The 14013-nt window shown below is 69.2% G+C and carries 13 protein-coding genes; 7 read left to right on the forward strand and 6 right to left on the reverse strand.

The window, feature by feature from the left end; all coding sequences use genetic code 11:
• The first annotated feature begins 1 nt into the window (after position 1).
• From HNQ67_RS04685 to HNQ67_RS04695, 3 genes are all read left to right on the forward strand, one after another.
• Positions 2-1435, forward strand: coding sequence for a sensor histidine kinase (locus HNQ67_RS04685; protein ID WP_183252891.1), 1434 nt, complete (start codon positions 2-4; stop codon positions 1433-1435).
• Between the two features lie 27 nt (positions 1436-1462).
• On the forward strand, positions 1463-2788 hold the full coding sequence (locus HNQ67_RS04690; RefSeq protein WP_183252893.1) for a trypsin-like peptidase domain-containing protein: 1326 nt from the start codon (positions 1463-1465) through the stop codon (positions 2786-2788).
• A 340-nt stretch (positions 2789-3128) separates the two neighbouring features.
• The gene (locus HNQ67_RS04695; protein ID WP_183252895.1) at positions 3129-3461 is read left to right on the forward strand and encodes a DUF2794 domain-containing protein; all 333 of its coding nucleotides are present in this window, start codon (positions 3129-3131) and stop codon (positions 3459-3461) included.
• Between the two features lie 48 nt (positions 3462-3509).
• Here HNQ67_RS04695 and HNQ67_RS04700 read toward each other — a convergent pair whose 3' ends face one another.
• A complete protein-coding gene (locus tag HNQ67_RS04700) occupies positions 3510-4256 on the reverse strand; it encodes a Bax inhibitor-1/YccA family protein (RefSeq protein ID WP_183252897.1) in 747 nt (248 codons plus the stop codon).
• A gap of 126 nt (positions 4257-4382) precedes the next feature.
• On the opposite strand from HNQ67_RS04700, the gene thpR reads away from it, so the two are divergent.
• The 4 genes from thpR to HNQ67_RS04720 all read left to right on the forward strand — a co-directional run bounded on the left by thpR (position 4383) and on the right by HNQ67_RS04720 (position 7679).
• Positions 4383-4922: an RNA 2',3'-cyclic phosphodiesterase gene (thpR, locus tag HNQ67_RS04705; RefSeq protein WP_183252899.1), complete on the forward strand. Its 540-nt coding sequence runs from the start codon at positions 4383-4385 to the stop codon at positions 4920-4922.
• Positions 4919-5446, forward strand: coding sequence for a GNAT family N-acetyltransferase (locus HNQ67_RS04710; protein ID WP_343054817.1), 528 nt, complete (start codon positions 4919-4921; stop codon positions 5444-5446). Before thpR ends, HNQ67_RS04710 begins: the two co-directional genes overlap by 4 nt.
• Positions 5447-5540: 94 nt before the next feature.
• Complete coding sequence (locus tag HNQ67_RS04715) at positions 5541-6785, forward strand: NAD-dependent epimerase/dehydratase family protein (RefSeq protein ID WP_183252902.1); 1245 nt, start codon at positions 5541-5543, stop codon at positions 6783-6785.
• Between the two features lie 9 nt (positions 6786-6794).
• Entirely contained in the window at positions 6795-7679 is an 885-nt protein-coding gene (locus HNQ67_RS04720; protein ID WP_183252904.1) for a Rossmann-fold NAD(P)-binding domain-containing protein, read from the forward strand.
• 137 nt (positions 7680-7816) lie between these two features.
• Here the strand turns inward: HNQ67_RS04720 and HNQ67_RS04725 are convergent, their stop codons facing one another.
• The 5 genes from HNQ67_RS04725 to HNQ67_RS04745 form a co-directional block, all read right to left on the reverse strand.
• Positions 7817-8428, reverse strand: a complete 612-nt coding sequence (locus HNQ67_RS04725; protein ID WP_183252906.1) for a DUF1134 domain-containing protein — start codon at positions 8426-8428, stop codon at positions 7817-7819.
• A 121-nt stretch (positions 8429-8549) separates the two neighbouring features.
• Positions 8550-10214 carry a PAS domain-containing hybrid sensor histidine kinase/response regulator gene (locus HNQ67_RS04730; protein WP_183252907.1) on the reverse strand — a complete coding sequence of 555 codons (1665 nt, stop codon included), beginning with the start codon at positions 10212-10214 and terminating at the stop codon, positions 8550-8552.
• Between the two features lie 4 nt (positions 10215-10218).
• The gene (locus HNQ67_RS04735; protein ID WP_343054818.1) at positions 10219-11013 is read right to left on the reverse strand and encodes an alpha/beta fold hydrolase; all 795 of its coding nucleotides are present in this window, start codon (positions 11011-11013) and stop codon (positions 10219-10221) included.
• Positions 11014-11124: 111 nt separating this feature from the next.
• Positions 11125-13548 carry a phenylalanine--tRNA ligase subunit beta gene (gene pheT / locus HNQ67_RS04740; protein WP_183252909.1) on the reverse strand — a complete coding sequence of 808 codons (2424 nt, stop codon included), beginning with the start codon at positions 13546-13548 and terminating at the stop codon, positions 11125-11127.
• Positions 13545-13991 (reverse strand): hypothetical protein, encoded by a 447-nt coding sequence (locus tag HNQ67_RS04745; RefSeq protein ID WP_183252911.1) that lies wholly within the window; start codon positions 13989-13991, stop codon positions 13545-13547. Before HNQ67_RS04745 ends, pheT begins: the two co-directional genes overlap by 4 nt.
• Between the last annotated feature and the right edge of the window lie 22 nt (positions 13992-14013).

Genomic DNA, 14013 nt, shown 5'->3' on the forward strand with positions numbered 1-14013 from the left:
GATGGCGGCGCGATCCCCGGGCCCGAGAGGCTGGCTGGCGCGGCGGACCTCGACCCAGCTGGCGGCGGCCATGGGCGTGCTGGCGGCGCTGGCCCTGTCCGGTTCGCTGCTGATCACCGGGGCGGCGGTGCGCATGGATCAGCGCGAGAAGGCGGCGCTGGCCGCGCTCGACGACTACGGCGCCATGGTCTCGAAGCTCGGCTCGGAGGCCAGCCTGTCGGCGGACCAGCTCACCGAGGCCGACGCGGCGTGGCTCTCGGCCTGGCTTAGCGCCTTCCAGGACGGACCGGCCCGGGAGGCCCGCACGCTGGAGGAAACCTGCCGCACCGGCCGGGGCGGCGCCGGGGTGCGTTTCATCCGGGCGCCCGTCGGCAAGCCCGCCGGTCTGGCGGCGCTGGAAACGGCGAGAAGCGAGCGCGCCGGGCGACTGGGCGAGGACGTCCATGTGGTGCGGCTGGGACCGGGCGACCTGTGCCCGTCGCGGGCGGTCGAGGTAGTGGTGGTTCGGCGTACGTTCGGGGCGCTGGACATCGCCGTTGGCCGGGTGGTCGACCGCTCGGGCGACGCCTGGGGCTGGGCGGTGGCGGCGGTGATCGGAACCGGCCTGCTGCTGCTGGTCATCGGCCTGGCCGCCGCCGCCGTGGCCCGCCGCCGCCTCACCGCCGCCGTGGCCGAGGTCAGTCGTGCGCTGGATCGCGCCGCCGTCGGCGACTTCTCGCTCCGCGCCCCGGAAACCGCCCTCGCCCCGGAGCTCACGGAGCTTACCGGCCAGGTGAACCTGACGCTTGACCGGCTCGACGAACTGCTCAGCTGGCTGCGCGACTCCGCCGACCAGCTGGCCCACGATTTCCGGACGCCGCTGGCCCGGGCCTCGGTCCGTCTTGAAAAGCTCCGCTCAGCGGCGACGACCCCGGAGGCGCGCAGACTGGTGGACGAGGCCCGCGCCGACCTGGCGCAGATTTCCCGCTCGATGAACGAGGCGATGGCGTTGCGGGACGGCGAGGCTTGGGTGTTCGAGAGCGTGCGGCTGGACGAATTGGCGGCGCAGGCGGCCGATCTCTACCAGCCGCTGGCCGAAGAGCGCGGCGTCTCCATCCGGGTAGAGAGCGAGCCGGCCGCTGTGCTGGGGGTCCGCTCCCTGCTGCAGCGGGCCGTGACCAACCTGGTCGACAACGCAGTCAAATTCTCTCCCGAGGGCGGGGCGGTGACCCTGACCGCCGGGCTGCGCGACGGCGGTCCGGTGCTGTCGGTCGCCGATCAGGGCCCGGGCTTCTCGCCTGATCGGCGACCGGCCCCTGACGTCGCCGGAGAGGCGCGGGAAAGCCACGGCATGGGTTTGGCCTTCGTGCGGGCGATACTGAAACGACACGGCGCGTCCATGACCGTCGATGACGCCGCTCCGGGGGCTGTCGTCACAGCGCGTTTCTCGCGCTAGGCTCGCGACAACCACAGGGGACTGGCGATGCGGCGTTCCACCAATCGGGCAAACGGCCTGTCGATCCTGGCGCTGGCCATGGCGATTCCGCTGCTGGGCGCGACCGGGGCCGCGGCCCAGTCCACGCCACAGGGGCCGATCCCGTATGACTCCCGGCGAGGGGTGTTCAGCTTCGCCGAAGGTCTCGAACAGGCCCTGCCCGCGGTGGTCCAGGTCACCACCCTCGGCCAGTCGGAAGGGCCCAGTTCGGGCGAGAACGAGCCCCGGCCGATCTCCAGCGGCTCCGGCGCCATCATCGACGCCCGCGAGGGGATTGTCGTCACCAACAACCATGTCGTCGAAGGCGGGCGGAAATTCACCGTCGACCTGACCGACGGCCGCATCTTCGACGCGGTCCTGGTCGGCACGGACAAGGCGACCGATCTCGCGGTGCTGAAGTTCGACGCTTCCGGCCTGTCGGAGATCGAGGTGGTCGATTCCGACCAGCTGCGCACCGGCGACCTCGCCTTCGCCGTCGGCTATCCGCTCGGCCTCGACCAGACCCTGACCATGGGCGTGATCTCGGGCCTCGGACGGTCGGGCATGGGCGACCGGATTGAGGACTATATCCAGACCGACGCGGCGGTGAACTCGGGCAACTCAGGCGGTCCGCTGCTGGACAGCCGGGGCCGGCTGATCGGCATCAATACCTCGATCCTGTCGGGCGGCGGCGGCGGCAATGACGGCATCGCCTTCGCCGTCCCCAGCCGTATCCTGATGTATGTCGTCGGCCAGCTTCGCACCGTCGGCGAGGTCAGACGCGGCTCAACCGGCGCCATTCTCGGCTCGCTCAACGCCGAGCGCTCGCGCGATTTCGGCCTCGGCATCGTTCGCGGCGCGGTGGTCGAGAGCGTGGCGCCGGGTTCATCCGCCGAGGCCGCCGGCCTGCGGCGCGGCGACGTCGTCACCCGCATCCAGAACCGGCCGGTCTCCAACGCGGGCACGGTGGCGGCGACCATCGGCATCGCCCAGCCCGGAACCCAGGTTCAGGTCATCTATCTGCGCGACGGCCGCGAGGGCCGGGCGACGCTGACCGTCGAGGCCCCGGGCGACCGCCCGGTGGTGATCGGGTCCGGGGTCGTGGTCGCGCGCGGCTTGAGCGCCCGGGCCGGCGCCGACGGTCCCCAGGTCTTCGCGGTCGAGGGCGGCTCCGTCGCGGCCGGCGCGGGTCTGCAGGCCGGTGACCTGATCCGCCTCGTCGACGACCGCCCGGTGACCGATCTGGACGGTCTCGGTCGCGCCCTCGACGGAGGCGGTCAGCGCACCCTGTCGGTGATGCGGGGCGGGGAAGCGGTCGAAATCATCCTGCCCTGACCGCGGGCGCCAGACGCCGGACAGCAAAACGCCCGCTCGGCCGGAGGGGGGAGGGTGGCTGAGCGGGCGTCTCGCTTGGAGGAAGCATCGACCCGCCGGAGCCCTTGATGGAGTGATCCAGGGGGGCTGGGGGGGCTGTTCAGGATCCGGGATCGCTCCGGACTCCGACGAGCCGATGGATCAGGTGTCGCCTCCCAAGGGGGCGGACGATGGGCGGAACGGCGGCGATTTCGTGTTCCGGGCGATTTCTTCATCGAGTGGCGTTCGGGACACGTCGGTCATCCGATCGGGGCCGGCTATAAACGCTGGCGTTTCCGGACGAGCCGCCTAACCTCGAACCATGAGCGACGCCGCTGAATTTCAGTCCGCGCCCGGCCCGGTGTTCTTCGACCGGCGCGAACTGGAGTTGATCCTGAAGGTCTACGGGCGGATGGTAGCGGCGGGCGAGTGGCGCGACTACGCCATGGCCGGCCATCGCGATGTCGCCGAGTTCGCCGTCTTTCGCCGCTCGGGCGATGCCCCCGCCTACCGCATCGAGAAGCGCCCCGCGCTCCGTTTGAAACAGGGCCAGTGGGCGGTGATCGGCGAGGGCGGCGTGGTGCTGCGCCGGGGCCGCGAACTGCCGCAGGTGCTGCGCGTGTTCGACAGCCGCCGCTTCAGCGTCGTGGAATAGAAAAAGGCCCGGATCGCTCCGGGCCTTTTCTTCGGCCTTTGCGCCGACCTAGTCCCGACTGCCGCCCATGAAGGCGAGCAGGAACTGGAACAGGTTGATGAAGTTGATGAACAGGCTCAGGGCGCCGAAGCCCGTCGCCACGCCCATGGCCGCCTTGTCGCCGCCGAGCGCGTAATAGGTCATCTTCAGGCGCTGGGTGTCGTAGGCGATCAGGCCCGAGAAGATCAGCACGCCGAGGCCGCTGATGATCAAATGCATCATCGGCGACTGCAGGAACATGTTGACCACCATGGCGATGACCAGGCCGATCACACCCATGATCAGGAAGCTGCCCATGCCGGTCAGGTTCTTCTTGGTCGTGTAGCCGACAAGGCTCAGAGCGCCGAAGGCGGCCGCCGTGACGAAGAAGGTCGAGGCCACGCTGGAGCCCGTGTAGCGCAGGAACACGAAACCCAGCGACGCCCCGATTGAGGCCACGACAGCCCAGTACAGCAGGTTCACGCCGCCCGCGGTCGGGTTCTTCATGAAGAACATCGAGCCGAAAATCAGCACCAGCGGCAGGAACTGGACGATCATGCCCAGCATGGTGACGCCGAAGCCGTTGGGGGTCTGGACCCAGAGCAGCTCCGTCACCGCCGGCACATTGCCGGTCACGAGCGCCAGGGTGCCCGCCACGGCGAGGCCGATGGCCAGTTTGTTGTAAACGCCCAGCATGAAACCGCGCAGGCCAGCGTCCACCGACATGTCGCCAGACTGCGGAATAGGCCGGGCGTAGCCGTTGTTGAAGTCGCTCATCGCGAGTTCGATCTCCTTGTTCGCCGGGATGATCCCGGCTGTCCGGTCAAATATCGGGGCCGGTTCTCCCATACGCAAGGAAAACCGGACTTGGGCGGTCGGGTTTCAGCCGCTACGAACGGTCGCATGATCCGGCTGTTCACCGCCCTGTCGATCCCCGAGGATATCGCCGACACGCTGGAGCGCCGTCAGTCGGGCCTGCCGGGCGCCAAGTGGCGGACGCGGGACCAGTTGCACCTGACCCTGGCCTTCTATGGGGAGATGGAGGAGCGCCGCGCCGACGATCTGGCCGCCGAACTGGGTCGCGCCGCCCGGGGCGGGCCGTTCGAGTTCAGCCTGAGCGGCGTCGGCGCCTTCGGCGACGACCATCGCAGCCACAGCCTCTGGGCGGGCGTCGAGGCCAACGAGCGGCTGTCCGTGCTGGCCGGACGCTGCCGGTCCGCCGGCGAGCGAGCCGGGGTGGTTATGGAGAAACGCGATTACCGCCCGCATGTGACGCTGGCCTATCTGAAACCGCAGACCAATCCGGACCGGATCGGGGCGTGGATCGTCGGGCACAATCTGCTGAAGTCGCCGCCGATCCGGACCGACCGGTTCGGTCTGTGGTCCAGCGTACTGACCCAGGACGGCAGCCGCTACCAACTGGAACAGGAGTATTGGCTGTGATCGAGACCGCCCGTCTGACCCTGCGGCCGCCGGTGATGGAGGACTTCCCGCGCTGGGCGGAGATGATGGCCGACCCCGAGGCGGCGAAATTCCTCGGCGGGCCGCAGCCGGCCGCGTCGGCCTGGCGTGGCTTCATGACCATGGCCGGCGCCTGGAGCCTGACGGGGGTGAGCATGTTCTCGCTGGTCGAGCGGGACACCGGCCTGTGGCTGGGCCGCGTCGGCCCGTGGACGCCGCTGGGCTGGCCCGGCACGGAGGTCGGCTGGGGCCTGCACCCGGACGCCCAGGGTAAGGGCTATGGCCTCGAGGCGGCTGCGGCGACCATCGATTTCGCCTTCGATGCCCTTGGCTGGACCGAGGTCATTCACTGCATCGACCCGGACAACACCCCGTCGCAGCGACTGGCCGAGCGGCTGGGATCACGCAACCTCGGCCCAACCCGGCTGCCGCCGCCGTTCGAGGCCGTGCGCGTCGACCGCTGGGGCCAGAGCCGCGAAGCCTGGCGCGCCCGGACCGGCGCCTGAGCCCGTACGCCGCGCTCGCGCGTTGGATGCTCGGGCTTTGCCCCGCCGGCCCCATCGGCTAGGCAGGATGACAGTCATGACGAGGGATGGACGGATGCGCGTACTGGTTCTGGGCGGCGACGGATTCTGCGGTTGGCCCACGGCCCTGCACCTGTCGGCACAAGGCTGGGACGTCTGCATCGTCGACAATCTCAGCCGCCGCAACATCGACAACGAGTTGGAGGTCCAGTCGCTGACCCCGATCCGCACCATGGGCGAGCGCATCGCTGCGTGGAAGGAGGTCTCGGGCCGGACCGTCGACTTCGTCAACATGACGGTCGGCAAGGAGTTCGACCGCCTCGTCTCCCTGATCCGCGAGTGGAGGCCGGACAGTGTCGTCCACTTCGCCGAACAGCGCGCCGCGCCCTATTCGATGAAGTCGGCGCGGCACAAATTGTATACCGTTGACAACAACTTGAACGCCACCAACCACCTGCTGGCGGCGATCGTCGAGAGCGGGCTTGACGTCCATCTGGCCCACCTCGGGACCATGGGCGTCTATGGCTACACCACGGCCGGGCTGCGCATCCCGGAAGGCTATCTGAAGGTCACGGTCGATACCGACTTCGGCCCGGCCGAGCAGGAGATCCTGTTCCCGCCCAACCCGGGCTCGATCTATCACATGACCAAGACCCAGGACGCCCTGCTGTTCCAGTTCTACGCCAAGAACGACGGCGTCCGGATCACGGATCTGCACCAGGGCATCGTCTGGGGGGCCCAGACGGAAGAGACCCGCCAGGACGAGCGCCTGATCAACCGCTTCGACTACGACGGCGACTACGGCACGGTGCTGAACCGCTTCCTGATGCAGGCGGCGGTCGGCTACCCCCTCACCGTCCATGGCACCGGCGGGCAGACGCGGGCCTTCATCCACATTCAGGACACCGTGCGCTGCGTCGAGTTGGCGCTGAAGAATCCGCCGAAGTCAGGCGAGCGGGTCAAGATCCTCAACCAGATGACCGAGAGCCGGCGGGTCCGCGACCTCGCCGCCATGATTTCCGACATGACCGGCGCCGAGGTCCACAACGTGCCGAACCCCCGCCAGGAAGCCGACGAGAACGAGCTGGTCGTGGCCAACGACCAGTTCCGCGAACTGGGGCTGCAGCCGATCACCCTGGCCGAGGGCCTGATGCAGGACGTCGCCGAGATCGCCCGTCGTTACGCCCATCGCGCCGACCTGACCAAGGTGCCCTGCGTCTCCAGCTGGAACAGCAAGCGGGCGGAGGCGCTGAAGGGCGACCCCGTCGTGGTCGCGCCGCCGACCGGCGCCCCCGCGCCCGTCCGCGTCCTGTCGGCCTGATCCCACCGGATGGAGGCCGGGGCCGCTCCTTCAGACCTGCTGATCTTCGGCGGCGGCTGGCTGGGCCGGGCGGCGGCGCGGGAAGCGGTGCGCCGGGGCGGGACCGCAGTCCTGACCAGCCGCGATCCAGAAACCCGCCGGGTGCTCGAGGCCGAGGGTTTCGGGGCCATCGATCCCACCGACGATGTCGCGCTCGACGCCGCCGTTCGCGCGGCGACCGCCCTGCTCGTCACCGCCCCGCCGGGAGCCGACGGCTGCCCCGGCCTGAATCGCCTCGTCCCGTCTCTCACCCGCACCGGCGCCTTCCCCGACTGGATCGGCTATGTGTCCTCGACCGCGGTCTATGGCGACCGGGCCGGCGGCTGGGCCGTGGAGGACGACGCCCTGAACGCCGCCAGCCTTCAGGGTGCGCGCCGGGTGCGGGCCGAGCGCGACTGGCTCGACGCCGGACAGGGCATGGGGCTGACGGTGCAGATCTTTCGCCTGCCCGCCCTCTACGGTCCCGGCCGGTCGCCGCTGGACCGGCTGCGCGACGGCACGGCCCGGATCGTCCGCAAGCCGGACCAGGTGTTCAACCGGGTGCACGTCGATGATGTGGTCGCGGGCCTGTTCGCCTCGATGGCCCGGCCCCGCCCCGGCGCCGCCTACATCCTGTGCGACGACGAGCCGTCGCCGGCCGATGTGGTGATGGAGGGGGCGGCGCGACGGCTGGGCCTGCCGATGCCGCCCGAGGTCGATCTGGACGATCCGTCGGTGTCGGACGCCATGCGCCGGTTCTACCGGGATTCCAAACGCCTCTCGAACGCCCGCGCCAAGGCCGAACTCGGCTGGCGTCCGAGGTATCCGACGTGGCGGGAAGGATTGGAAGCCATGCTTGCCGACGCCGGGACATAGGCGACAATCACCCGATACATTCCGGGCGAGACATCCGCGACACCGGGCCCCGGGACATGGGCCACAACCGACATATCCGCAACCCTTCCCTGACGCCGTCATCCTCGGGCCTGACCCGAGGGTGACGGCGGAGAGGATCAGAACGGCAGCAGGTTGCGCTGGCGGCTGTACGCCATGGTGCCGACGTTGGCGCCGAGGCGCAGGCCGACGCCGGTGCGGATCGGGGCCAGCACGATGCCGTCTGCGCGTTGGTAGTTCACGCCCACGCCGCCGACCAGATAGGCCGAGCCCTCCACGCCGGGGTAGCGGCGGTAGATCATGTCGGGGTGGTAGAGCCCGTAGACGAGGGTGAACACGCGGCTGGCGTTGCCGCCGACGTCCCAGCCGATCGAAATACCCTGCCAGAACACCTCCTGCGAGGCCGACAGATCCTTCATGTGCAGGGCCCCGCGGCCGTAGCGCAGGCCGACGCCGGCGGCGCCCGAGCCCTCCTCGCCGGCGATATAGGCGGTCGGGCGGTCGCCCTGGTCGGCGAAGATGCGCTCGATGGCGGCGCCGAGGGCCTCGGCGGCGATGCCCAGCTCGCGTGACCCGGCGGCGATCAGTTCGTCGGCGCTGTAGGCCTGGGCCTCCCGGTCCGAGCGGATCGGATAGTTGGGATCGGCTGCGGGCGCGGTGGCGCAGGCTGACAGGGCCGAGGCGCCGGCGGTGGCGGCGAGACCGGAAAGGATCAACTGGCGACGATGCATGGCGATGGCTCCGGAGGCGGGGACGGTCCGCCCGACTCGCGCGGGCGCTGGCGGGCACCGTCACCGGTCTTTGAGTCAGCCTTGCGGCGGCAAGGTTAACGGGAGGTTGCCCGGTCGTCGGTCAGGCGTCGAGAACGCGGCGCACCTTGTCGGCCAGTTCCCGGAAGGTGAACGGCTTGCTGATCAGGTTCACCCCGGCGTCCAGCGTCCCGTTGTGAACGATCGCATTACGCGTATAGCCGGTGGTGTAGAGCACCTTGATGCCGGGGCGGCGCCGAACCGCTTCATCCGCCAGCTGACGGCCATTGATACCGTCGGGCATGACCACGTCCGTGAACAACAGCGCGATGTCGTTGTGGGACTGGAGTACTTCCAGGGCGGCCCGTCCGTTGGACGCCTCGAGGACCTCGTAGCCCAGCTCCTCGAGGACGCCCACGCTGTAGGCGCGCAAATCATCGTGGTCTTCCACCAGCAGGATTTTTTCATAACCGCCGGCGGAGGGCGGTTTCTCGGCGGTCGTGGCGATCTCGGGCAGAGCGCCATCGCTCCGCGGCAGATAGATCTTGATGGTCGTTCCGTGACCGAGCTCGCTGTAGATACGGATATGACCGCCCGATTGCCGCACGAAGCCGTAGACCTGGCTGAGCCCCAACCCCGTGCCGCGCCCGGCTTCCTTGGTCGTGAAGAAGGGTTCAAAGACCTTGCTCACTGTGTCGGCGGCCATTCCCGTCCCGGTGTCGGTGACGGCTATGAGCACATATTGGCCCGCCCTAACCGGCTCCACGATCGACGCGACATAGTCCTCGTCGAGGAAGGCGTTGCCGGTTTCGATGGTCAAGCGGCCACCCTCAGGCATGGCGTCACGAGCGTTGACCGCCAGATTGACCAGAGCGTTTTCGAGCTCCGCGGAATCGACGTTGGTGGGCCAGAGTCCCGCGCCCGAGACGGTTTCGAAGGCAACGGCCTCGCCGAGCGTTCGCTGGAGCAAATCCGCCAGTCCGGTGACCAGTCGTCCAGCATCGACGGGTCTGGGGTCCAGCGGCTGCCGTCTGGCGAAGGCCAGTAGCCGCGCGGTCAGGGTGGCCGCTCGCTGGGCCCCGTGGGTGGCCATCGCCACCGCTCGCTCGATCTTTCGCCGAGCTTCGGGGGTCGGATCCCCGGACACCTGACGGCTGACCGTCTCCAGACCGCCAAGGATCACCGTCAGCAGATTGTTGAAGTCATGGGCCACCCCGCCGGTAAGCTGGCCCACCGCTTCCATTTTCTGAGCCTGCCGGAGCGCCTCCTCGGTCTTGAGGCGCTCGCTGACCGCTTCCGCGACCCGCGCCTCCAAAGTGAGGTTGAGCTGGTGCAATTCCGAAGACGCCGCTTCCGCCTCGCGGCGCGCCTCCAGCAGTTCCCGTTCGTACCGACGGCGGTCCGTGGCGTTGAATACGGTGATAACGATCCGCCGCGCTCCTCCGTCCGACGCCCGCTCCGCCGCATTGACGAGCACCGGCAAAGGGTCCTGGCCGGGGCGGACCAGGTCGAGGGCGACCTCGTGGAAAAACCCCTGCATCCGCAGCAGCGGGGCGAAGTGGGTTTCGTAGTAGATCTTGCCTGCGATGTTCAGGAGATCCGAGAAGCGGCGGCCCTCGAAATCGCCAGCTTTCTGGGACAGCCACTCCGCCAACGTCCGGTTCGCCCGGATGATTCGGCCGGTTTCATCGGCGATAAGGTAGCCGCACGGTGCGTCCTCGAACAGCGCCTCGGTGTCGCTTGTGACCTCGTGCTCCTGCGCCCCCATCGCCTCAGACAAAGGCTTGAATCGCGGCGATCGTCTCTTCCGGCGCGCTCAGATTGGGGCAGTGACCGGTCGCTTCCAGAAGCACGAACTCGCTATTGGGCAAGGCGGCGTGCACGTACTCGCCCACGCTCTGCGGCGCGATCACGTCGTCAGTGCATTGCATCACCAGCGTCCGGACCGGGAAGTCGGCAAGGTCCGCCCTGCTGTCGGACAGAAAGGTGGCACGGGCGAAGGCCTTTGCGATTTCCGGATCCGTTCGACAGAAGCTGTTGGTCAGCTCGTCAGCGAGCTCTGGCCGGTCCGCATTTCCCATGATGACCGGGGCCATGGCCTGGGACCAGCCCATGTGATTGTTGTCGAGAAAATCCAGCAGCTCGTGAATCTGGCCCTCGGAGAATCCTCCGACATACCCACCCGTTTCTTCGTCGATATAGCGCGGCGAGGGGCCGACCATGACGAGATCGCTGAACAGGTGAGGCGCCCGCTTGGCGGCCAGGAGGCCGATCATGGCGCTGACCGAATGCCCCACAAACACGCCATCGCGGACATTCAGCTCCTCCGCCAACCGGACGACGTCGTCGGCATAGCCGTCGAGGCTCGCGTATCTGGCTGGCTCATAGGCGTTCAAATCGGAACCGCCGGCGCCGATCTGGTCGAACAGAATGACTTTGAAACGGTCCTCGAAGGCGGGCGCCACGAAGCGCCACATATTCTGGTCGCACCCGAATCCATGGGCGAACATCATCGCGCGGCTGCCGGAGCCGCTAAGCTGAACGTTGTGGCGCTCGGATACGATCACGGATAGCCCTCCCATCCCCATAAATGCCTGGCATCCTATTTGGCGCCGGCGACGATCAATCTCGCGCCGGGGTTACGGTTGGATGGCGCGGGAGTTCCGCTCGCGCGAGCCTCACCCCCGCAGCACCGCCCCCACCTTCCCCGCCGCCGCCACGACCTTCGACGACAGGGCCTCGATCTCGGCCTCGGTCAGGGTGGCGTCGCGGGGCTGGATGACGACTTCCAGCGCCACCGACTTCATGCCCTCAGCCACGCCGGCGCCGCGGTAGACGTCGAAGACGCGGACGTCGGTGATCAGGGTCTTGTCGGCGCCGGCGATGGCGCGAACGAGGTCGCCCGTGGCCTTGCCGTCCTCGACCACGAAGGCGAAGTCGCGGGTCAGGGGCATCAGCGGGGCCAGAGAGGCGGCGCCGCGCGCCTTGGTCGCCTTGCCGCGCGGTTCGGGCACGGCGTCGAGCACGATCTCGAAGGCCAGCATGGGGCCGTCAGCGTCGAGCGCCTTGAGCACGCGCGGGTGCAGGGCGCCGAACTCCACGATCACATTCTTCGGGCCGAGCTGCAGCCGGGCCGAGCGGCCGGGGTGCCACCAGTCGCGGTTCTGGCCCTGGACCAGCTGCAGCGAGGCGGTCGGGGCGCCCAAGGCGTCGAGCAGGGCCATCAGGTCGCCCTTCAGCGCGAACAGGGCGTCCTCGGCCCCGCCGCTCCAGTGACGCGGCGCCCGCGGGGCCACGAGGCCGGCGATGACGGTGCGCTGGCCGGTCGGGCTGTCGTCGAGATAGATCGGGCCGATCTCGAACAGGGCGGCGTCGGGGTGGCCGCGGTCGGCGTTGCGCGCCGCCGCCTGGATCAGATTGGCGAGGGCCGAGGGCCGCATGCAGTCCAGATCGGCGGCGATCGGGTTCTCGACCCGCAGACGGTCGTCGCCGCCGCCGAACAGGGCCGCGGTCGATTGTTTGGTGAAGGACCAGGTGACGGCCTCGGCATAACCCATGGCGGCCAGCGCCCGCCGGGCGGCGCGGACCCGCGCCTGACGCGGATTGAGCACGCCCTTCGACGGCGCGCCCAGGTCGGGCAGCGGGGTCGAGGGCAGTTTGCCGTAACCCTCGATGCGGGCGACCTCCTCGACGAGATCGGCCGGGCCCTCGGCGTCGCGCCGCCACGACGGCGGGGTGACGGTCCAGGGGGAGCCGCGCGCGATCTCGAAGCCGAGTTGGCTGAGGATTTCGGCGATGCGGTCGTCAGCCAGCGACAGGCCGGTCAGGGCGCCGACGCGGGCGGGATCGAAGGCGAAGGCGGCCGGGCTGGCCGGACCTTCGCCTGCCACCACGATCTCGGACGGTTCGCCGCCGCACAGGTCGAGGATCAACCGCGTGGCCAGCTCGAGGCCCGGGACCACGGAGGCCGGATCGACGCCGCGCGCGAAACGGTACTGGGCGTCGGAGGTCAGCGTCAGGGTCCGGCCGGTCTGGGCCGTGACCAGAGGATCGAACCAGGCGCATTCGACAAAGACGTCGACGGTCTCGTCGGCGCAGCCGGTGGACTCGCCGCCCATCACGCCGCCCAGGCCGATGGGCCGCTCTCCGGCGGCGTCGGCGATGACGCACATGGCCGGATCGACCGCGTAAGTCTTGCCGTCCAGGGCGATCAGATGTTCGTGCGTCCCGGCCGCGATGTGTTCGGCGCCCTCGGACACCTGGCCGCCGCGCACCACGATCTCGCTCCCGACCAGCTTGGCGGCGTCATAGACGTGCAGGGGCCGGCAGCGGTCGTAGGCGACCAGATTGGTGACATCGACCAGCCGGTTGATCGGGCGCAGGCCGATGGCGGTCAGCCGCCGCTGCAGCCACTCGGGCGAGGGGCCGTTCTTGACGCCGCGGATCAAGCGCCCGGCGAACACCGGGCACATCTCCGGCGCCTCGATGCGCACGGTGATCGGCGACGGGAAGGTTCCCGGCACCGGCTGGATGTCGGGGGTCTTCAGCCGGCCGAGACCGGCAGCGGCCAGATCGCGGGCGATGCCGGCCATGCCGAGCCAATCGGCGCGATTGGGGGTGACTTCGAAATCGATCACCGGCTCGGCCCCGAACACGCCGGCGGCGGGGGTCCCGACCTTCAGATCGTCCGCCAGATCCAGAATGCCGTCGCTCTCGCCAGCAAGCTCAAGCTCCGCAGCCGAACACAGCATGCCGTTGGAGACGACGCCGCGCACCGGCTTCTCGACCAGGGTCACCCCGAGGCCGGGCACCCAGGCGCCGATGGGGGCGTAGATGGTGGTCAGGCCGGCGCGGGCGTTGGGCGCGCCGCAGACGATCTCTTTCAGGCCGTCGACGGTGTCGACCTGGCAGACCTGCAGGCGGTCGGCATTCGGATGCCGCTCGGCCGAGACGATCCGGGCCACGGTGAAGGGCGCCAGGGCCGCGACCGGATCGTGGACGTCCTCGACCTCGAGCCCGGCCATGGTCATGGCCTCGGCGACCTCGGCGATCTCCGCGTCCGTCTCGAGATGCTCCTTCAGCCAGGAGAGGGTGAATTTCACGCCGACGGCTCCCCCGCGTCGGCCGCCAGCTCCGATAGGGTTTTGACGCCGCCCAGCAGCTCTTCCAGCACGGCGTCGGAGCCGGTGAAGCCGATCTGAACGAAGCGGCAGCGCACGAAACGGCAGTTCGACATCCCGACCAAGCCGGCCATCTTCGTCTCGCTGAGCGGGCGATAGAGCAGGGTCCGGATGTCCGTCGTCGTGCCCATGGCGCAGCTTTCAAAGCCGGTGCCGTGCATCACGGCCATCACCGCCGGACCCTCGATGACGCAGTCGGTAAAGGTCTTGCCGTCGATGGCCATCTGGCCCGCGTTCCAGTGCTGGACGGCGAGCGAAGGCAGCCAGACGGCTTCCTTCTCGAACGTGGTGCGGGCCACCAGGGCGCGGCCGGCGGCCTCTTCGGCGGACATGTCCCCGGCGGGGGCGGCGGTTTGGTCGGTCATGGTGCGGTTTCCCGATACTCGG

The sequence above is a fragment of the Brevundimonas basaltis genome (assembly GCF_014202075.1).
GTDB classification, from domain to species: domain Bacteria; phylum Pseudomonadota; class Alphaproteobacteria; order Caulobacterales; family Caulobacteraceae; genus Brevundimonas; species Brevundimonas basaltis.